Here is a 19233-nt window from a genome sequence, read left to right as displayed (position 1 = left end):
TGCAAGAACAAAATTGCGGAACAAGCTGTGGAGAACCTGTGGATGACGCCGTTCACCAATCCTCTTTACCAAGGCAAGCGCGTGTCGGCCGAATTGCTTTCCTTTGCAAAGGAATGGCTCTAAGTGTGGCAAATGCTCACTGTCTTGATGGAATGCCGCGATCAGGAATCCGAATTGGCGCAGACGCTTTCGGTTCTCGTTTCGGGGGCCGTGGAAGGTCTGGTCAGCGACGTGATCATTCTCGATCATGGGTCGCAGGATGGCTCGTCGCGTGTCGCCGATGCGGCCGGCTGCCGTTTTCATGTCGATTGGGACATCAAGGATATCGTGGCCAGTGCCCGTGGCGAATGGCTGCTGCTGATAGAGGCGGGTGCGAGGCCTCAGGCGGGCTGGATCGACGCGGTGATGGAATATATCGCGCTCGGCCGCTCACCGGCCCGTTTCGCGCCGTCCCGCACATACAGGAAGGCACTTTTCAAACGGCTCGTGCGCAGTGTGCCGCCGCTTGAAAACGGGCTGCTGTTGCCAAAGGGGCAGGCGATCGCGCTGGCACGCTCCGGCATGGATCTCGCCGGACTGGCACGCGGTCTCAAGGGATTGAAGCTTTCGAGCGAGATCGTTCCGGCCTGGGTCGTCGCGGCACGCTAGTCTTGAAGCCGAGGCTCAGGCGCCGCCGCGCCGCAAATGTTCGTCCAGCCGCGGCATGATCTCGATGAAATTGCAGGGCATGTGGCGATAGTCGAGCTGCGCCTTCAATATCCCGTCCCAGGCATCCTTGCAGGCACCGGGCGAGCCGGGCAGCACGAAGATGAATGTGGCATTGGCAACGCCGCCGGTGGCGCGCGACTGGATCGTCGACGTGCCGATCTTGTCATAGGAAATCCGGTGAAACACTTCCGAAAAGCCGTCCATGCGCTTTTCGAACAGCGGCTCCAGCGCTTCCGGCGTCACGTCGCGGCCGGTAAAGCCCGTGCCGCCGGTGGTGATGACGACGTCGATTTCGGGATCGAGCGTCCATTCACGCACCTGACCCGCAATGCGCTCCTTGTCATCAGGCACGATCGCGCGGGCGGCAAGCCTGTGCCCGGCATCGGTGATCCGGGCCACGAGCGTATCGCCGGATTTGTCATCGGCGAGCGTGCGCGTATCCGATACGGTCAGCACCGCAATGCCGATGGGAATGAAGGCACGTGTCTCGTCGATCCGGCTCATATCTTGGCTCCGACTGTCTGGACCGCCTGGAAATACCAGTCCGGCCGGCGGCTGGAAAGGTTTGCCGCCGCCGTCTCGGCCTGCGCCTTCGAGGAAAAGATCCCAAAACAGGTGGCGCCGGAACCCGACATGCGCACGAGGCTCGCGCCCTCCGCGCCGATCAGGTTGGAAATTTCGTCGATCTCGCGCACCAGCGAGCGGGCGGGCGGTTCGAGGTCGTTGCGCAGCGTCTTGAGATAGGCGAGCCAGTTGTCGCCCTGTTCGACGATCGGCGGGTTTTCCCGGTTCGAAAGCCGTCGAAAGATATCGGGCGTGGAAACGCCGATCAGCGGATTGCCGAGCACGAGCGAGAGCGAGGGCAGGGAGCTAAGAGCCGTCAGCTCTTCGCCGATCCCCTTGGCCATCAGCGCCTCGCCACGAATGCACATCGGCACGTCCGCACCGAGAGATAGACCCAGTTCGCCCAGTTCGTTCTCGCTCACCTCGGCGCCCCACAGGCGCACGAGGCCGCGCAGAGCAGCAGCAGCATCCGCGGATCCGCCACCGATGCCAGCCGCAACCGGCAGGTTCTTTTCGAGATGGATTGCAACGGGTGGCGCTGCCTGACCCTTGTTGCGCAGCAACTGCCGCAGCCTGTCGCGTGCCTTCAGCACGAGATTGTTGCCGTCAGCGGCCTCGGCATCGCCGAGCAGCGGAGAAAACCGGCCGGAAAGCGTGAAGCGGTCCGTCTCGGCCGCGGAAAAGGCAAGCCTGTCACCGCGATCCGCGAAGGTCACGATGCTTTCCAGAAGGTGATAACCGTCGTCACGACGACCGACCACATGCAGGGCAAGATTGATCTTGGCAGGCGCCAGCTCGAAAAGCTCCGCCTGTTCGGCGAAGCCTTCGGCCTCAAGGATCATGTCGGCGAACATCGCCCGTCAGGATTTCTTGTCGGGATTGGCCGGGGCAGGCGGGGCTGGCTGAACAGGATCCGCCTGGCCGCGATCCGCCGTGGACGGGTTGTTGTCGAGCGGGGCCAGACCGTTCGCGATCTTTTCCTTGACGCGTTCCTTGTTGACGTCCTCGCCTTCGGAGATCAGCGCCCGGTTCCACTGGTAGACGGCTTCCAGCTTGCGGCCGACGCGCCAATAGGCGTCGCCCAGATGGTCGTTGATCGTTGCATCGCCTGCACGCAGCTGCACGGCGCGCTCCAGTTCGGTGACGGAATCATCGAACTTGCCCATGCGGAAATAGGCCCAGCCAAGCGAGTCGACGATATAGCCGTCATCCGGCTTCGCATCGACGGCCTTCTTGATCATGTTGAGGCCCTCGTCGAGATTGAGATTCATGTCGACGAGCGAATAACCGAGATAGTTCAGAACCTGCGGCTGGTCCGGGTTCAGTTCCAGCGCTTTGCGGAAATTCGGCTCGGACTTGTCCCACTGCTTCAGGCGCTCATAGGCAATGCCGCGCTGGAAGAAAATCGACCAGTCACTCGGCTTTGGCAACGAACCGATCACCTCGACGGCCTTGTCGTAATTCTCCGCCATGGCTTTGTAGTCCTTGGATTCCGAAAGCACGCTGCCATAAGCGATATAGCTGCGCAGGTCGCTCGGGTCGGAATCGATCAGTTCCTTCAGGTGCCGCTTGGCCTCATCGATCTTGCCGGTATCCGACAGGGTGACGCCGAGCTGCAGCTCGGAAATCCGGCGCATCGGCGAATCTTCCGGCACCTTGCCGTAGAATTCGATGGCGCGTTCCGGCTGTTCCAGCTTTTCGGCAATGCCGCCGAGCAGGATCAGCGTATCGGCGCTCTTCGGGTCGAGCGCATGTGAGATCTGCAGGTAGAGCGCCACCATGTCCTCGGCACCCTGACGGTTCAGCGCACCGCCGATGGAGAAGAGCACACCGGCAGCGCCTTCCGAGGCGTTGGTAATCTGCTGGGCAGGCTTTTCGCCCTTTTCGATGCTCTGGCGCAGGGCCTTGAGCGGCGCGTAATTGTTGATCAGCTGGTCGGCGACGGAAATCGCGTCGAGCGCCTTCTGCTTATTGCCGGCATTGGCTTCCAGTCGTGCCAGCGCCATGACGGCGCGCATGAACGTGTCGGGCGCGGTGGCCACGGCTTCGCGGTTTGTCACGGCATCGTTCAGCTTCTGGCGGGCGGTATTGATATCGCCGGCAACCAGCGCCATCGCGCCGATATGGTAATCGGTGAAGACCTTGAACCAGTCCGGCCCCTTGACCGAGCCGAGCGTTGCAATTGCCTGCTTGCCCTTGCCGGCACCAACATCCGCCCAGCCGACCAGCAGCTGATGGGTCAGCTTGTCGAGATCGTTCGGGCCGTTATAGGACAGGATTTTTTTGGCGCTGTCGAACTTCCGATCCTTGATGGCGGCAAGACCGCGGACGATCTTGGTGATGCGATCGACGGAGGAATCGTCCTTCAGCGCATCGGCTTCCTTCAGGCCGCCGTCAAAATCGCCGTTCAGGAACAGCGAGACCATCAGCCTTTCGCGGATTTCCAGATTGGCCGGATCGAAACCGAGCGCCTTGCGATAAAGCGCGATCGCATTCGTATAATCGTGGTCCACATCGGCGGTGCGGGCAGCAAGGAACGCGCCGGAGAAGGACTTCACGTCGCCGGCGGTAAAGGTGACCGGCTTCTCGGCGGTGGGGCGGGGTTCGGCAGTTGCCGCCTGTGCCAGGTTGCCAAAGGCAAGAACCATGGAAAGAGCCGCGCTGGAGAGCAGAAGGAGGCTGGATCTCTGCCGCATGAAGGGTATGCCTTTCGTAAGAGCGAGATGGAACGCCATCACAAGGCCCCATCTGCGCCGATTCATTCACAACAGAATGGCTTTTTTGGAGCAGGTCCGCAAGGAAATCTCCGGCATCGCAAGGGTGCGATGCCGGTCAAACCTTCGTTAGAGCGGACGCCGGACGTCAGTTGACGCGCTGGATCGAGAAGTCGATGACTTCGAGCAGGGCGGCCTTGAGCGGCGAGGAGGGCAGCGGCGCCAGCGCATCGCGGGCGATCGTGCCGTAATGCAGCGCGCGGGCGATCGTGTCGGACAGCGCGCCGTATTTGTTGATCAGGCCAAGCGCCTTTTCGAGGTTTACCTCGGTGCTCTCGCCCTGTTCGATCGCCTTGCGCCAGAAGGCGCGTTCGTCCTCCGTGCCGCGACGATAGGCAAGGATCACCGGCAGGGTGATCTTGCCTTCGCGAAAATCGTCGCCGACATTCTTGCCGAGCTCGGAAGCCTTGCCGCCATAATCGAGCGCATCGTCGACCAGCTGGAAGGCGTATCCGAGATTGAGGCCGTAGGATTTGAGCGCCGCGCGCTGACCCTTATCGGCATTGGCGATGATCGGGCCGACTTCGGCAGCAGCAGCAAACAGAGCCGCCGTCTTGGCGCGAATGACCGAGAGATAGTCGTCCTCGGTCGTTTCCATGTTCTTGGCGACGGAAAGCTGCAGAACCTCGCCTTCGGCAATGACGGAAGCTGCGGTCGCGAGCACGTCCAGTGCTTCCAGCGAACCGACATCGACCATCATCTTGAAGGCCTGACCGAGCAGAAAATCGCCGACCAGGACGCTCGCCTGGTTGCCCCAGATCATCCGGGCGGTGGACTTGCCGCGGCGCAGATCGCTTTCGTCGACCACGTCATCATGCAGGAGCGTGGCGGTGTGCATGAACTCGACCGAGGTCGCGAGTTTGACATGGCCTTCGCCCTGGTAACCGAACAGGGCGGCGGAGGCGAGCGTCAACATCGGGCGCAGGCGCTTGCCGCCGGACGAGATGAGGTGGTTGGCGACTTCAGGGATCATCTGCACGTCTGAACCGGCCCTGGACAGGATCAACTGGTTGACCCGCTCCATATCCGCCTTGGTAAGATCCACCAGCGGCTTCACGGACGCAGATTTGTTTTTGCCTTCTTCAAGCGGTATTACGACGCCCAACGTGAGGACTCCCTATCAAAATTCTGCGGATGACCATAGTAAAGAGCGGGATATCGCGGCAAGGGCATTTTGCGCGATTGCAGCATAAAGGGACGTTTCTCGACCATGAAAGAGCTTATCCGCACTAACGATGTTGTTATCCTGTCACTGGCGACGAGCCTGATGAAGGATGCCGGCATCCATGCGATGGTGGCGGATCAGTCGATGAGCGTGCTCGAAGGCTCGCTCGGCCTGCTGCCGCGACGGTTTCTGGTGGAGACGGACAGGGCCGACCAGGCGCGTCGGATCCTGATCGATGCCGGGCTCGAGGCGGAGCTGAAACTGCCGTGATTGCGGTCGGTAGGATCGACATGGTGGTGACGCGCCAAACAATCGCGGCTTTCGCGGCTCGCCCCCCTCTGCCCTGCCGGGCATCTCCCCCACGGGTGGGGAGATCTGCTGGGGTTGCCTGCACCGTTCCAACTGCAAGTTCAGAGATTGTCGAGCGCAAGCCGCTTGCCGATCTCCCCCCTCGTGGGGGAGATGCCCGGCAGGGCAGAGGGGGGCTGGCCGGCGCCGACGCCCGACGGCAGATCGCATGACATCATCCGACCATACGATCGACGCTTTTCATCGTGGCCGTTTCCACCTCGTTCAGCCCAAGGGCGGCGGGCATCGCTCGGGCGTGGATGCGATGCTGCTCGCCTCGCTGGTCGCCGACGATCAACTGATCCGTGTCGCAGACCTCGGGTCTGGAGCAGGTGCCGCCGGCCTTGCGGTCGCAAGCCGCCTGCCGGAAGCGCGGGTGCTGCTGATCGAACGCTCGCCGCTGATGGTCGATTATGCCTACCGCACCCTGAACCTCGCCGAAAACGCGTTCCTCGCCAACCGCGTCGACGTGCTGGAAGCAGATGTGAGCCTCACCGGCAAGGCGCGTGTTGCGGCCGGGCTTGAGGACGAAGTTTTCGACCATGTCATCATGAACCCGCCCTTCAACGATGCCGGAGACCGCCGCACGCCGGACGCGCTGAAGGCCGAGGCGCATGCGATGACCGAAAATCTCTTTGAAGTCTGGATCCGCACCGCCGGCGCCATCATGAAGCCCGGTGGGCAATTGTCGCTGATCGCAAGGCCGCAATCGATCGCCGAGATCATCGCCGCCTGCGGCAGGCGTTTCGGCGGTATCGAGATCACCTCGCTGCATCCGCGTGCCGGCGAAAATGCCACCCGCATTCTGGTGACGGCGATCAAGGGCTCACGGGCAAGGCTCAACCTGCGGGCGCCGCTCGTCATCCATGGCGGCGATGGTCACACATTCGCGAGCGATGTCGACGATTTCAACAATGGCCGCGCCGCCTACGCCCGCAAAACCCGCTGAAACCGGCGATTTTTGGCAAGCGCACCATTGCGTTTGATGCACCACAACTTACATCACGAATGCGGGGACATGATCTCGACAGGATGGATGATGAGCTTTCTAAAACGTCTTTTGCCCAAACGGTTTCGCAAGAAGGGGGGGACCATCCCCGTGGTTCGGTTGCATGGCACGATCATGGCCGGTGGAAGCCAGTTCAAGCAGACGCTCAACATCGCCTCCGTCGCCCCGATGCTGGACAAGGCCTTTTCAAAGAAGGACGCGCCGGTCGTTGCGATCTCCATCAATTCGCCGGGCGGTTCTCCGGTCCAGTCGCGGCTGATTTTTCAGCGCATAAGGGCGCTGGCGGAAGAGAAGGACAAGAAGGTCCTGATCTTCGTCGAGGATGTCGCAGCCTCCGGCGGCTACATGATCGCGCTTGCCGGTGACGAGATCTTTGCCGACCCGACCTCGATCGTCGGCTCGATCGGCGTCGTCTCCGGCGGCTTCGGTTTTCCGGAGCTGTTGCGCAAGATCGGCGTCGAACGGCGTGTTTATACCGCCGGCGAAAACAAGGCGATCCTCGATCCCTTCCAGCCGGAAAAGGAAGGCGATATCGAATATCTGAAGACGCTGCAGCTCGACATCCACAAGGTCTTCATCGATATGGTGAAATTGCGCCGTGGCAGCCGGCTGGCCGAGGATGCAACGATCTTTTCCGGCCTGTTCTGGACCGGCACGCGCGGCCTCGATCTCGGCCTGATCGACGGGCTCGGCGACATGCGCGATGTCCTGAAGCGCCGTTATGGCAAGGAAACCAAGCTCGAACTGATCGGCGGCGCCCGCACCCTGTTCGGCAAGCGCGTTCCGGGTGTTTCGCTCGGAAGCTTCAACGGCGGCGAAATCGCCGCAGCTGCGACCGCGGGGCTTGCTGAAGGGCTGGAAGAACGGGCATTATGGAGCCGATACGGGCTATAAGGCCCGTTTTCGAGGGGACAATGGCACAGCTTATATTTCTGATCGTCGTCATCTGCGGCGGATGGATGGTCTACAAACGCTTCATCAAGGACGCCGAGAAACTGACGGCGCGCTCCAAGCGCCAGGAAAAAGAACGCGATACCGGTGCGATCGGCACGCTGGAAAAGGATCCGGTGACGGGGGAATATCGGGTGAAGCGGGATGATGAGGCCTGAGACGCGGCTTTCTTTCGTGATATAGTCTGCAGGTCTATCGATGGAGGCTACCCATGCGCGTAACCAGATCGGAAAATGGCCTGGCGGTCGAGATACCGGCGGACGTGGCGGAAGCGCTTGATCTGAAGGAAGGCGATGAGGTGAACCTGACGGTTGCTGCTGCTCCGGATGTTTCTGGTGCGGAGCCTTTTAGCGACAGAGAAAAAGCCCTGGAGTATATTTTCTCCCGGCGCTGGAAATTGCCGCCGGGCTGGAAGTTCGACCGCGAAGAGGCCAATGAGAGGTGAGCGCTTCGCCATTTCTCGACACGAATATCTTCGTTTACGCCTTTACCGAAGGCGAGCGGACCGCAGAGGCTCAGGATATTCTGAGGCAGCCTTTTGCAACGAGTGTTCAGGCTTTCAACGAGTTCGCGCATGTGATGCGTCGCAAGGCAAAGCGTGATTGGAATGAAATTCAGAGGTCGCTGGCTGCTCTGCTCAAAGCGGCCGACGAAATCGTGGTCATCGACCTTGCTCTGAATGAAAAAGCGTTTGATCTCGTCAGGCGGTATAATTTCACTTTCTACGACGCCCTGATGGTCGCCGCTGCATTGAAGGCGGATTGCGACACCTATTTTTCCGAGGACCTGCACCATGGCCTCGTCGTCGATGAAAAGCTGACCATCGTAAATCCGTTCCGATAGCGCGTCGCGTTTGATAAATCCTTGACCCAACACCCCCTCGCATGGCACTCGTCCGCATCCTTTAAAACAACCGGCCTAGTTTGTTCACATGACCGATCTGCCCGACCACATGTCCCCGAAGCGCTCGTTCCAGGGCCTTATCCTGACGCTCCACAATTACTGGGCGGATAAGGGCTGCGCCGTCCTGCAGCCTTACGACATGGAAGTCGGTGCCGGTACGTTCCATCCGGCTACGACGCTGCGCGCGCTTGGTCCCAAGCCGTGGAAGGCGGCTTACGTCCAGCCTTCGCGCCGTCCGTCCGATGGTCGTTACGGCGAAAACCCGAACCGGCTGCAGCATTATTACCAGTATCAGGTCATCCTGAAGCCGAACCCGTCCAACCTGCAGGAACTCTATCTCGGCTCCTTGAAGGCGATCGGCCTCGATCCGCTTCTGCATGACGTCCGTTTCGTCGAGGACGACTGGGAAAGCCCGACGCTCGGCGCCTGGGGTCTCGGCTGGGAATGCTGGTGCGACGGCATGGAAGTCTCGCAGTTCACGTACTTCCAGCAGGTCTGCGGCATCGAATGTGCGCCGGTTGCCGGCGAGCTGACCTATGGCCTCGAACGCCTTGCCATGTATATCCAGGGCGTCGACAGCATCTACGACCTGAATTTCAACGGCCGCGAAGGCGAAGAAAAGATCACCTATGGTGACGTCTTCCTGCAGGCCGAGCAGGAATATTCGCGGCACAATTTCGAATATGCCAATACCGAAATGCTGCACCGGCATTTCATCGATGCCGAAAAGGAATGCCAGGCGCTGCTCGCCGCCGGCGCCCCCGGCGACAATGCCAACCAGATGCTGCATAAATGCGTCTTCCCGGCCTATGACCAGTGCATCAAGGCGAGCCACGTCTTCAACCTGCTCGATGCGCGCGGCGTCATTTCGGTCACCGAACGTCAAAGCTACATCCTGCGCGTCCGCACGCTGGCCAAGGCCTGCGGCGAAGCCTTCCTGCTGACGGATGCCGGTGGCGCCAATTTTGGTCGGGAAGCGGCTTGAAGCTGCTCTCCGATCAATTCCCGGTGACAATTTAGTCAGGCCGACATAGTCTCCCCGCGGATCTTACATCCTTGGGGGAATCACCGTGTATATCGCGCTCGGCATCGTCGTTCTTCTCGGCCTCTACGTCATGATGGCCTATAACGGCCTGGTCAAATCCCGGCAGATGGCCGAGGAAGCCTGGTCCGGCATCGACGTGCAGCTGAAACGCCGCGCCGACCTGATCCCCAACCTGATCGAGACCGTCAAGGGTTATGCGGCCCATGAAAAGGGCACGTTCGAGGAAGTGGTAAAGCTGCGCAACCAGGCGCAGGCCGTGCCCGCCGGCGATGTCGCGGGCCGCGCTCAGGCGGAAGGCCTGCTCGGCGCTGCACTTGGCAAGGTCATCGCGCTCGCCGAAGCCTATCCGGACCTGAAGGCCAATCAGAACTTTTCCGAACTCCAGGCCTCGCTCGAAACCATCGAAGGCGAGATCCAGATGTCGCGGCGTTATTACAACGGTGCCGCCCGCGACCTGAACGTCAAGGTCGAAAGTTTTCCGTCCAACCTGATTGCCGGCCAGTTCGGTTTTGCCAAGCGCCAGTATTTCGAGATCACCAACGAAGCCGATCGGGCTGTCCCGACCGTCAAATTCTGACTTGAAGGCGCCACCATGCTGGCAAGGCTCTGGATCGCGCTCGTCCTCTTCTTCTGTGCCGCGCTTCCGGCCGCCGCGGAAGAATATATCCGCACTTACCATTCCGAGATCGCCGTCGCCGAAGATGGCATGCTGACCGTCGCCGAGACGATCAGTGTCAATGCCGAAGGCAATCGCATCAAGCGCGGCATCTTTCGCGATTTTCCGCTGACAATGCGTGATGCCGATGGCCGTATGGTCAAGGTCGGTTTCGAGCTTCTCTCCGTCACCCGCGATGGGCAGCCGGAAGCCTATCATACCGAACGTGTGACGGGCGGCATCCGCATCTATACCGGCTCCGAGGATGTCTTTCTCGACCGCGGCCAGCACACCTATGTCCTGACCTATCGCAGCGACCGCCAGATCCGGTTCTTCCCGGATCACGACGAACTCTACTGGAACGTCACCGGCAACGGCTGGCAGTTCAGGATCGCCACCGCTTCTGCGCGCGTCACCCTGCCGGAAGGCGCCGATGTCACGCAGACGGCAGCCTTCACGGGCCCGCTCGGTTCGGAAGCGAAAAATGCCCGCATGCAGGACAACGGCAATACCGCCGTTTTCGCGACGACGCGGCCGCTTGGTGAACAGGAAGGGCTGACCGTTGTCGTCGGTATCCCGAAAGGCGTCATCACGCCGCCTTCCGCCACCCAGGAAAAATCCTGGTGGCTGCGCGACAATATGGATGCACTGATCGGGTTCGGCGGGCTCGGCATCGTTCTTCTCTATTACGTCTGGTTCTGGCGCAAGGTCGGGCGGGATCCGGCGCGCGGCGTCGTCGTGCCGCGCTGGGATGCGCCGGAAGGTCTTTCGCCGGCCCTGGTCAACTATATCGATAACAAGGGCTTTTCCGGCGGAGGCTGGACGGCGTTTTCCGCAAGCGCGCTCGATCTCGCCGTCAAAGGCTATCTCGTGCTGGAAGATCTCAAAAGCTCCATCACGCTGAAGCGGACCGCCACAGCTGGGGGGCGGGGTGACGGAAAGCCGATGCCGACCGGCCAGGCGACGATCCTCAAATATGTCGACGACAGCGGCGGCACGCTTATCATCGATAAGGAAAACGGCGAAAAAGTTCAGGCCGCCGGCAGCGCCTTCCGCCAGTCAATCGAGAAGGAACATCGCGGCAAATATTACAAGTCGAATATCGGCTATATCCTCGGCGGCGTCTTTCTCAGCATCGTCGCGCTCGTGGCGCTGATCGGTTTCAGCGACATGGAGCCGGATCTTCTCGCCCTCCTGATTGTTCCGGTCTTCCTCTCCGTCTTCTTCGGCCTTTTCGCGATGAAATTCGGCCGCGGCCTGCGTTCCGGCTCGTCCGTCGGCGCCAAGATCGTCTCGGTCATCATCCTTGGCATTTTCGGCGTCGTGGCGCTGTCGATCATCTCGACAGTCGTCGTGTCGCTGATCTCGGAACTGGATGGCGGCGATCACTGGCCGGTCTATGTCTCGGTCGGCGGCATCGTGCTCGCCAACCTGATCTTTTTTTTCCTGATGGGCGCGCCGACCCCGCTCGGCCGCAAGCTGATGGACGGAATCGAAGGCCTCAAAACCTACCTGACGCTGGCGGAAAAGGACCGGATGAACATGGCCGGCGTCCCCACCATGTCGCCGCAGCATTTCGAAAAGCTTCTGCCCTATGCGGTGGCCCTCGGTGTCGAAAAACCGTGGAGCCGCACATTCGAAGCCTGGCTCGCGACGGCAGCCGCCGGGGCCGCCGCGGCCGCCTATGCGCCCGGCTGGTATAGCGGCTCCTCCTATTCCAATTTCGGCGATCGCATCGGCGGCTTTTCCTCGTCCATGGCATCCACCATCGCCTCGACAATCCCCGCCCCACAGAGCTCGTCGTCTTCGTCGGGCTTTTCGGGCGGTTCGTCAGGCGGCGGTGGTGGGGGGGGCGGCGGAGGAGGGTGGTAGGCCCAAATCCGCCGATTGAAAAATGTATCATTACATGATACATAGAGGGCAGCCCGATGATCCGGTCTTATGGGAATTCGACAACGGAATTGGTCGCACGCGGCAAGGTGCCGAAAGGTTTTCCTGCCGATCTTGCCAGAAGAGCTGTTCGCAAGCTGACCATGATCGAAAACGCAGTCAAACTTAACGACTTGATTTCGCCTCCCGGCAACCATCTCGAAGCGTTGAAGGGGGATCGCGATGGCCAGCATTCGATCCGTATCAACGACCAGTGGCGGGTGTGTTTCGTCTGGACCGACGCTGGCGCGGAACAGGTCGAGATCGTTGATTACCATTGATGGAGATGCCTGATGGCGAGCCTGCTTCCTCCTGTCCACCCTGGCGAAATCCTTCGCGAGGAATATCTTGTCCCGCTACGGATGAGCGCCGGTGCGCTTGCCAGAAAGCTCAATGTCCCCCGCACACGCATCGAAAGGCTGGCGGCTGAACAGACGGCCGTCACCATCGATACGGCTTTGCGGCTCGGCCGTTTTTTCGGCACGACGCCGGAATTTTGGATTAACCTCCAGACCAGCTATGACCTCAAGATCGAAAGCGCCGCCAAGCGCGATGAGATTGCAGCCATTCCGGTCATGACCGCCGCCTAATCGGCTTGGGACGCTGCTTTGGGGTAAAGCTGTAGGGTATCTTGCAGCCAATACAGCATAGGACTATCGTTACATGTAACGAAAAATGCGAGGAGATGCCCATGCCAACTCCCGTCAACAAGCGCGTTCAGAGATATCGTGATGCCATGCGATCGGCGGGTTTCCGGCCGGTCCAGGTCTGGGTGCCCGATACGCGCCGTCCGGGTTTTGCCGAGGAATGCCGCCGGCAGGCGCGTGTCGTCGCGGCAGCCGAGGCATCCGACCGTGATCTGGACGAATTTCTGGATGCCGCCCTTGCCGATATCGAGGATGAGAACCGGAGGTGAGGCGCGGCGATCTGGTCCCCGTTGCCGTATCGGGTGATTTCGGCAAGCCGAGACCTGCCCTCCTCATCCAGTCGGATCTCTTTCAGGAAACCGGCACCGTGACCGTGCTGCTGATCTCGGGAGAGATCGTCGATGCGCCCTTGATCCGCCTCACTGTCCCGCCGACCGAGGCGAATGGCCTGAAGAAGATATCGCAGCTGATGATCGACAAGGCCATGTCGGCGAAGCGCGACAAGCTCGGCATTCCCTTCGGGCGTCTGGACGATGAAACCATGCTTTCGGCAACACGACTTCTGGCCGTTTTTCTCAATCTGGCATAGCCGAAAACCGCGCGGTTCCGGCCATGAGATCGGCATCGCTGCCAGAACGAGACTTTCGCCAATCCAAGTGATGACTTTTGCCATCTGGCTTGCTAAGCCGACCGCCTGTTGTCTGGTCACCAAAAAGTTGATTATCGATGCCCGATCTGCTTCTCGAACTTCGCTCTGAGGAAATCCCCGCCCGCATGCAGCGCAAGGCGGCGGGAGACCTGAAAAAGCTTGTCACCGACGCGCTGGTGGATGCGGGCCTCACCTATGAAGGCGCACGCGAATACTGGACGCCGCGCCGCCTGACGCTGGATATACGCGGCCTCACCGCTCGCTCCGCCGATCTGCGCGAAGAGATCAAGGGCCCGTCCACCAAGGCGCCCGAACAGGCGGTTGCAGGCTTCCTGCGCAAGGCCGGCCTTTCCTCCGTCTCGGAAGCAACCGTCGTCACGGATCCGAAAAAGGGCGATTTCTACGTCGCGATCGTCTCCAAGGCCGGCCGCGCTGCCGAAGAGATCATCGCCGATGTCATGCCCGGCATCATCCGCACCTTCCCCTGGCCGAAATCCATGCGCTCCGGCTTCGCCTCCATGCCGAAGGGTCTTTCCTATGGCGGCATCGAGGGCAAGGGACCGGAAAGCCTGCGCTGGGTGCGCCCACTGCAGTCTATCGTCTGCATGTTCGGCACCGAACACGAAGAAACCAAGGTCATCCCCTTCGAGATCGACGGCATCACCGCCGGTAACGTCACCTATGGCCACCGTTTCCATGCGCCGGAAGCGATCACCGTGCGCCGCTTCGATGATTATGTCGCAAGCCTCGAAAAGGCGAAGGTCATGCTCGATGCGGACCGTCGCAAGGACATGATCCTGCATGATGCCCGCGATCTCGCCTTCGCCAATGGCCTCGATCTCGTTGAGGACGAAGGCCTGCTGGAAGAAGTTTCGGGCCTCGTCGAATGGCCGCATGTGCTGATGGGCACGTTCGAAGCCGATTATCTGCAAATCCCCGCAGAAATCATCCGGCTCACCATCAAGACGAACCAGAAATGCTTCGTCACCCGGCCGCAAGGGTCGGAGGATGCGCTCTCCAACCATTTCATCCTGATCTCGAATATTGATGCGAAGGATGGCGGCAAGGAAATCATGCATGGCAATGGCAAGGTCGTCCGCGCCCGCCTCTCCGACGCCAAGCACTTCTGGACCCGCGACCAGGGCGACCTGCCGGATCTCGATACGCTCACCGGCTCGGCGCAAAAATTCGATCTCGATCTGAAAAAGCCGCTCGACCAGCGCATGGCCAAGCTCGATGCGCTGAATGTGACGTTCCATGCCAAGCTCGGCACGCAGGGTGAGCGGGTGCGCCGTATCCGTGATCTCGCAGCCCAGATCGCACCGATCGTCGGTGCCGATGCAGCTCTCGTCGATCGCGCCGCCGTGCTTGCCAAGGCCGATCTGCGCACCGAAGCCGTCGGCGAATTCCCCGAACTCCAGGGCCTGATGGGTCGCCGCTACGCCGCCCTGCAGGGTGAGAATGCTTCTGTCGCGGTGGCAATCGAAGACCATTACAAGCCACAGGGCCCGTCCGATCGTGTACCGGAAGACAAGGTGGCAATCGCCGTCGCGCTTGCCGACAAGCTCGATACGCTGGTCGGTTTTTGGGCGATCGACGAAAAGCCGACCGGCTCGAAGGATCCTTATGCTCTGCGTCGCGCAGCGCTCGGCGTCGTGCGCATCCTGCTGGAGCGCAAGGTGCGCCTGCCGCTCTACAAAACCCTGCTTGCCGCCAATATCGATGCGGCACTGGTCGGCAAGGCAGATGTTTCCATCAACGAAGAGGTCCTCTTCGACCTCCTTTCATTCTTCCACGACCGCCTGAAGGTCTACCTTCGCGACATGGGCGCCCGCCACGACATCATCGATGCCGTGCTGACGCCCGAGGCCGATGACCTGCTGATGGTCGCCCGCCGCGCCGAGGCGCTGACGGCCTTCGTCACCTCGGAAGATGGCAGGAACCTGCTCGCCGGCACCAAGCGCGCCGTGCAGCTGCTTGCCGCCGAAGAGAAGAAGGGCACTGTCGTCGCCGATGGCGTTTCGGATGCGCTCCTGAAGCTCGATGCCGAAAAGGCGCTCTGGGCTGCCATCCAGACGGCCTCGAAGGAAGCTTCTGACGCGATCGCCAAGGAAGATTTCCGCTCGGCCATGGAAGCCCTGTCGAAACTGCGCGTTCCGGTCGATGCCTTCTTCACCGATGTTCTGGTCAATGACGAGGACGCCGCGATCCGCGCCAATCGTCTGGCGCTTCTGAAGGCGATCCGCGAGGCGACCGGTACGGTTGCCGATTTCTCGAAGATCAGCGGCTAACAAGATGGAAGGGGACGCCGCGATATCATCGCTCGGCGTCCTCGCTGCTGCCGCCGGCTGGTGTTTCAAGGCCGGCTTCCCGATCGACCACATCATGGCGGCGGCCTTTCTGGTCTTCTGGCTGGGGGCGCTGCTTCTCCTCGTGATCCTCTGGGTGGATCACCGCGATCGAACCGCAGCGGGAAAGTTCAAGGGGATCATCCTTGATGCGCACCAGCGCGGTTTTCTGAAAACTTATTTTTCGGCGGGTCCGGGCCGGATCCATGGACTGGTTCTGCTCTGCTGCATCGCCGCCTATCTCGTCACCATGACCATCGCCATGACCGTCTACGATATCCGCTGGGAAAGCTGCCAGGCCGTTCGCCTGCGTTCTCTCCAGTCGCAGTGATTTTTCGATCGCTTTGTCTGTCTCGCGTGCCTGTGTTAGGCTGCGCTCTCCCATCCGCTTCGGAGCCGCCATGAACAAGCCCGTGCAGATCACCCTCGGCGAACCCTTGGCAAGCTTTGTCGACAACGAAGTCGAAAGCGGCCGCTTCGCCTCCGCGGAAGAAGTCGTGGAAGCGGGGTTGCGGCTGCTGGAGGAGGAGCAGGCGAAGCTTGAAAAGCTGCGTGAACTGTTGATCGAAGGCGAAGAGAGCGGTGAGGCACGTTATGTCGATCGCGATGAGTTTCTGGCGCGTATGCGTGAAAAATACGCCAGATGACAGGATATCGTCTGAGCCCGGCTGCCGAGGCTGATCTGGACGATATCTGGGCTTATACGGCCACCAACTGGTCTCGCGACCAAGCCAATGGCTACGTTTCCAACCTGTTCGATATGTTTATCGTGCTCGGCGACAGCCCGGATCTTGGCCAATCCGTCGAATAGATCCGCCCGCACTACCGTCGCTTCCGCTGCGGCCATCACCTGATTTTCTACATGAAATCTGGACACAGGCAGGTGGAGATCGTACGCGTTCTTCACGAAAAGACCGATGTCATCCGGCATCTTGGATAGATCCCGATGACCCCGAAAATCCTCATCAGCGCCTGCCTTCTCGGCCATGCCGTCCGTTATGACGGCAGTGGCAAGCCCTTGCGCCATCCGGCGATCGACCGCTGGCGCGAGGAGGGGCGGCTCGTCACCATCTGCCCCGAGCTTGCTGGCGGCATGAGCGTGCCGCGCCCGCCAGCCGAGATCGAGAACGGCATGACCGGCGCCGACGTTCTGGCCGGCCGCGCGCGGGTGATGGAGGTGACGGGCGGCGATGTCACGGCGGAGTTCATAGCCGGCGCCCGCGCCGCGCTGGCATTCGCGCAAGGTCATGGCTGCACCCATGCGCTCCTCATAGACGGCAGCCCGTCCTGCGGTTCCGGTTTCATCTATGACGGTGCTTTTTCCGGCCGCAAACATGCCGGCAATGGCGTGACTGCCGCGCTTTTCGAAAATGCCGGCATCGCCGTCTTTTCCCATACGCAGGTCGACGCGCTCGACGCCCTGATCGTGGCCGACTGAAAGGCGGGCCATAAAATCGAAAGCCGCCGGACCTTTCGATCCGACGGCTTTCACGCGTGTCCCCCGCGTATTCGAAAATGTTTCGGCTCAGCCTGCGCGGCGCATCCGTGCCGCCATCTGGCCAAGTTCGCCGGTGCCACGTCCGCTGCTGCTCACCTTGAAGCCGCGGATGAGGCTCAAAAGCTCGTCCGTATCGGCAGCCAGCGCTTCGGCGGAGGCGGTGGTTTCTTCCGCCATGGCCGCATTGTGCTGGGTCGCCGCATCGAGCTGGTTCAGCGAGGACGAGATCGAGCGCAGCGTCGTATCCTGCTCGGAGGCCGAATGGGCGATCTTGCCGACGATCTCGCTTGCCGCATGCACCTGGCCGGAAATCCGCTTCAGCGCTTCGCCAGCCTCGCCGACGAGGCGAACGCCGTTTTCCACCTGGCCGGACGAGCGGGAAATCTGGTCCTTGATCTCCTTGGCCGCTGCTGCTGAACGCTGGGCCAGTTCACGCACTTCCTGCGCAACAACGGCAAAACCCTTGCCGCTTTCGCCGGCGCGTGCCGCCTCGACGCCTGCATTGAGGGCAAGCAGGTTGGTCTGGAAGGCGATCTCGTCGATCACGCCGATGATCTTGGAAATCTCCGCGGCCGACTGTTCGATACCGCCCATCGCCTCGATCGCCTGAGCGACGATCTGGTCGGAACGGGCTGCTTCCGTGCTGACGGTATTGACCCGCTTGGCCGCATCATGGGCGCCTTCGGCCGTCTGGCGTACGGCGGTGGTCAGCTCGTCGAGGGCGGCAGACGTCTCTTCCAGATTGGCGGCCTGGCGTTCGGTACGCTGCGACAGCTCGTTGGAGGCGCGGCGGATCTCTTCCTTGGAGCCACCGATATCGCCGCCCTTGGCATTGACGCGGGCCATGGCTGCCTCGAGATGTTCGAGCGCCTCATTGAAATTGCCGCGAAGACCGTCGTAACGCGAACCGAGATCGGCGCAGCGCACGGTCAGGTCACCCTTCGCCAGCGCTTCGAGAGCGGTGCCGATGGTCGAGACGACGCGGGCCTGCAGTTCCGCTTCCGACTGCTGCATCTCGACATTTTGCTGGCGCTCGCGGTCGAGTTCCTGGGTCTGGCGGGCTTCGCGCTCTGCCATGGCGTGACGCTCGCGGATCTTTTCCTGCAGCGCCTCTGTGGCCTTGGCCATCATGCCGACTTCATTGCCCATGTCGGTATGCGGGATCTTGATATCGACATTCTCGTCGGCAACGGCGTTCAGCGCACCATGGATGGCGCCGAGCGGACCGGAAATATTGCGGATGACGAGGAAGGCAAGCAGACAGCCGAGCACGAGAATGCCGCCGCCGATCGAGACCGCCTTCAGCACCTCACCGCGGATCTGCGCTTCCAGATCATCGACATAAACGCCGGTCACCAGAACCAGCTGCCAGGGTTCGAAAGCTGCTGCGTAAGAACTCTTGCGGAAACCGTCACCCTGCTGGCCGGGCTTTGGACCGAGGAAGTCGGCGACGCCGCCGCCATTGCGGGCAATCTTGACGAGTTCGTCGCGATACATGAAGCCCTGGCTGTCCGGCTTGCCCTTGAAATTCTGGCCGAGACGTTTCGGATCCGGATGCAGGCGCATCGTCACGTCATAGTCGTAGGCGTAGAGATAACCGTCCGGCGTGAAGGTCATCGCCGAGACTGCCGCAAAGGCCTGCTTCTGGGCTTCCGCGCGGGTCAGCTCGCCGGAAGCCTCGCGCTCCTGGAATTTCTTCAGAATGCCCATGCCGGATTCGACCTGGGTGCGCAGCATGGCATAGCGCTCCGCATAGATCGCAGCCGTAGACGAACGCAGCTCGAAATAGGTGGCAATGGCAAAGCCGGCCATCAGTGCGACGACGAGCAGGACAAGCTGATAGGAGATTTTGAGGTTTTTCACGGGCACGGCCTCTTGTGTGCTGGGCATGCCTCTTACAAGGGACGATGCACAGCGGCGGGGTCGGGTTTGACAGGGGAGAGCGCATCCTGCGCTGGAACGGCATGCTGCATCGCACACGCCGGAGAATAACCAGCATATTTGAAGAAATTTTTAAGGAGATTGCCGTTTTAGGCCGCC

Annotated in this window: 23 protein-coding genes and 1 pseudogene; 19 read left to right on the top strand and 5 right to left on the bottom strand. The window is 61.0% G+C overall.

Annotated elements, in window-relative coordinates; translation table 11 throughout:
- Window positions 1-132: 132 nt before the first annotated feature.
- Window positions 133-648, top strand: coding sequence for a glycosyl transferase (locus FHW37_RS10380; protein WP_145635703.1), 516 nt, complete (start codon window positions 133-135; stop codon window positions 646-648).
- 15 nt (window positions 649-663) lie between these two features.
- On the opposite strand, the gene moaB is transcribed toward FHW37_RS10380, so the two are convergent.
- From moaB to FHW37_RS10360, 4 genes are all read right to left on the bottom strand, one after another.
- Window positions 664-1212, bottom strand: a complete 549-nt coding sequence (moaB, locus tag FHW37_RS10375) for a molybdenum cofactor biosynthesis protein B (protein ID WP_145635701.1) — start codon at window positions 1210-1212, stop codon at window positions 664-666.
- Entirely contained in the window at window positions 1209-2126 is a 918-nt protein-coding gene (locus tag FHW37_RS10370; RefSeq protein ID WP_432442835.1) for a 4-(cytidine 5'-diphospho)-2-C-methyl-D-erythritol kinase, read from the bottom strand. The genes moaB and FHW37_RS10370 overlap by 4 nt, the downstream gene beginning before the upstream one ends.
- 6 nt (window positions 2127-2132) lie before the next feature.
- Window positions 2133-3968 carry a tetratricopeptide repeat protein gene (locus FHW37_RS10365; protein ID WP_145635700.1) on the bottom strand — a complete coding sequence of 612 codons (1836 nt, stop codon included), beginning with the start codon at window positions 3966-3968 and terminating at the stop codon, window positions 2133-2135.
- Window positions 3969-4134: 166 nt separating this feature from the next.
- The gene (locus FHW37_RS10360) at window positions 4135-5151 is read right to left on the bottom strand and encodes a polyprenyl synthetase family protein (protein WP_145635697.1); all 1017 of its coding nucleotides are present in this window, start codon (window positions 5149-5151) and stop codon (window positions 4135-4137) included.
- Between the two features lie 105 nt (window positions 5152-5256).
- On the opposite strand from FHW37_RS10360, the gene FHW37_RS10355 reads away from it, so the two are divergent.
- The 18 genes and pseudogenes from FHW37_RS10355 (at window position 5257) to FHW37_RS10260 (ending at window position 17133) form a co-directional block, all read left to right on the top strand.
- Window positions 5257-5481 (top strand): DUF2007 domain-containing protein, encoded by a 225-nt coding sequence (locus FHW37_RS10355; protein ID WP_145635695.1) that lies wholly within the window; start codon window positions 5257-5259, stop codon window positions 5479-5481.
- 247 nt (window positions 5482-5728) lie between these two features.
- On the top strand, window positions 5729-6508 hold the full coding sequence (locus tag FHW37_RS10345; RefSeq protein ID WP_145635693.1) for a tRNA1(Val) (adenine(37)-N6)-methyltransferase: 780 nt from the start codon (window positions 5729-5731) through the stop codon (window positions 6506-6508).
- Between the two features lie 87 nt (window positions 6509-6595).
- Complete coding sequence (locus FHW37_RS10340; RefSeq protein WP_145636072.1) at window positions 6596-7462, top strand: S49 family peptidase; 867 nt, start codon at window positions 6596-6598, stop codon at window positions 7460-7462.
- A 20-nt stretch (window positions 7463-7482) separates the two neighbouring features.
- Window positions 7483-7677: a hypothetical protein gene (locus tag FHW37_RS10335; protein ID WP_145635690.1), complete on the top strand. Its 195-nt coding sequence runs from the start codon at window positions 7483-7485 to the stop codon at window positions 7675-7677.
- 53 nt (window positions 7678-7730) lie between these two features.
- On the top strand, window positions 7731-7964 hold the full coding sequence (locus FHW37_RS10330; RefSeq protein ID WP_145635688.1) for an AbrB/MazE/SpoVT family DNA-binding domain-containing protein: 234 nt from the start codon (window positions 7731-7733) through the stop codon (window positions 7962-7964).
- Window positions 7961-8362 (top strand): PIN domain-containing protein, encoded by a 402-nt coding sequence (locus FHW37_RS10325; protein ID WP_145635686.1) that lies wholly within the window; start codon window positions 7961-7963, stop codon window positions 8360-8362. Before FHW37_RS10330 ends, FHW37_RS10325 begins: the two co-directional genes overlap by 4 nt.
- Window positions 8363-8450: 88 nt before the next feature.
- Window positions 8451-9407: a glycine--tRNA ligase subunit alpha gene (locus tag FHW37_RS10320; protein WP_145635684.1), complete on the top strand. Its 957-nt coding sequence runs from the start codon at window positions 8451-8453 to the stop codon at window positions 9405-9407.
- Window positions 9408-9492: 85 nt separating this feature from the next.
- The gene (locus tag FHW37_RS10315; protein WP_145635682.1) at window positions 9493-10044 is read left to right on the top strand and encodes a LemA family protein; all 552 of its coding nucleotides are present in this window, start codon (window positions 9493-9495) and stop codon (window positions 10042-10044) included.
- Window positions 10045-10059: 15 nt separating this feature from the next.
- Window positions 10060-11994, top strand: a complete 1935-nt coding sequence (locus FHW37_RS10310) for a DUF2207 domain-containing protein (protein ID WP_145635680.1) — start codon at window positions 10060-10062, stop codon at window positions 11992-11994.
- A gap of 56 nt (window positions 11995-12050) precedes the next feature.
- Entirely contained in the window at window positions 12051-12332 is a 282-nt protein-coding gene (locus tag FHW37_RS10305) for a type II toxin-antitoxin system RelE/ParE family toxin (RefSeq protein WP_145635678.1), read from the top strand.
- A gap of 12 nt (window positions 12333-12344) precedes the next feature.
- Window positions 12345-12641: a HigA family addiction module antitoxin gene (locus FHW37_RS10300; protein WP_145635676.1), complete on the top strand. Its 297-nt coding sequence runs from the start codon at window positions 12345-12347 to the stop codon at window positions 12639-12641.
- Between the two features lie 101 nt (window positions 12642-12742).
- Entirely contained in the window at window positions 12743-12967 is a 225-nt protein-coding gene (locus tag FHW37_RS10295; protein WP_145635674.1) for an antitoxin MazE family protein, read from the top strand.
- Window positions 12964-13287 (top strand): type II toxin-antitoxin system PemK/MazF family toxin, encoded by a 324-nt coding sequence (locus FHW37_RS10290; RefSeq protein ID WP_145635671.1) that lies wholly within the window; start codon window positions 12964-12966, stop codon window positions 13285-13287. The genes FHW37_RS10295 and FHW37_RS10290 overlap by 4 nt, the downstream gene beginning before the upstream one ends.
- Window positions 13288-13424: 137 nt before the next feature.
- Window positions 13425-15638: a glycine--tRNA ligase subunit beta gene (gene glyS / locus FHW37_RS10285; RefSeq protein ID WP_145635669.1), complete on the top strand. Its 2214-nt coding sequence runs from the start codon at window positions 13425-13427 to the stop codon at window positions 15636-15638.
- A 4-nt stretch (window positions 15639-15642) separates the two neighbouring features.
- A complete protein-coding gene (locus tag FHW37_RS10280; protein WP_145635667.1) occupies window positions 15643-16026 on the top strand; it encodes a hypothetical protein in 384 nt (127 codons plus the stop codon).
- Between the two features lie 70 nt (window positions 16027-16096).
- Window positions 16097-16342 carry a type II toxin-antitoxin system ParD family antitoxin gene (locus FHW37_RS10275; protein ID WP_145635664.1) on the top strand — a complete coding sequence of 82 codons (246 nt, stop codon included), beginning with the start codon at window positions 16097-16099 and terminating at the stop codon, window positions 16340-16342.
- Window positions 16339-16635, top strand: a pseudogene (locus FHW37_RS34055) (type II toxin-antitoxin system RelE/ParE family toxin). Before FHW37_RS10275 ends, FHW37_RS34055 begins: the two are co-directional and overlap by 4 nt.
- Before the next feature lie 6 nt (window positions 16636-16641).
- On the top strand, window positions 16642-17133 hold the full coding sequence (locus tag FHW37_RS10260; protein ID WP_145635659.1) for a DUF523 domain-containing protein: 492 nt from the start codon (window positions 16642-16644) through the stop codon (window positions 17131-17133).
- Between the two features lie 87 nt (window positions 17134-17220).
- Here FHW37_RS10260 and FHW37_RS10255 read toward each other — a convergent pair whose 3' ends face one another.
- Window positions 17221-19056, bottom strand: a complete 1836-nt coding sequence (locus FHW37_RS10255) for a methyl-accepting chemotaxis protein (protein ID WP_145635656.1) — start codon at window positions 19054-19056, stop codon at window positions 17221-17223.
- Window positions 19057-19233 lie beyond the last annotated feature (177 nt).

Origin of the sequence: Neorhizobium alkalisoli (genome assembly GCF_007829835.1) — a bacterium.
Lineage (GTDB): Bacteria > Pseudomonadota > Alphaproteobacteria > Rhizobiales > Rhizobiaceae > Neorhizobium.
The sequence above is the reverse complement of the archived record's forward strand: the minus strand, read 5'-3'. Positions and strand labels throughout refer to the sequence as shown.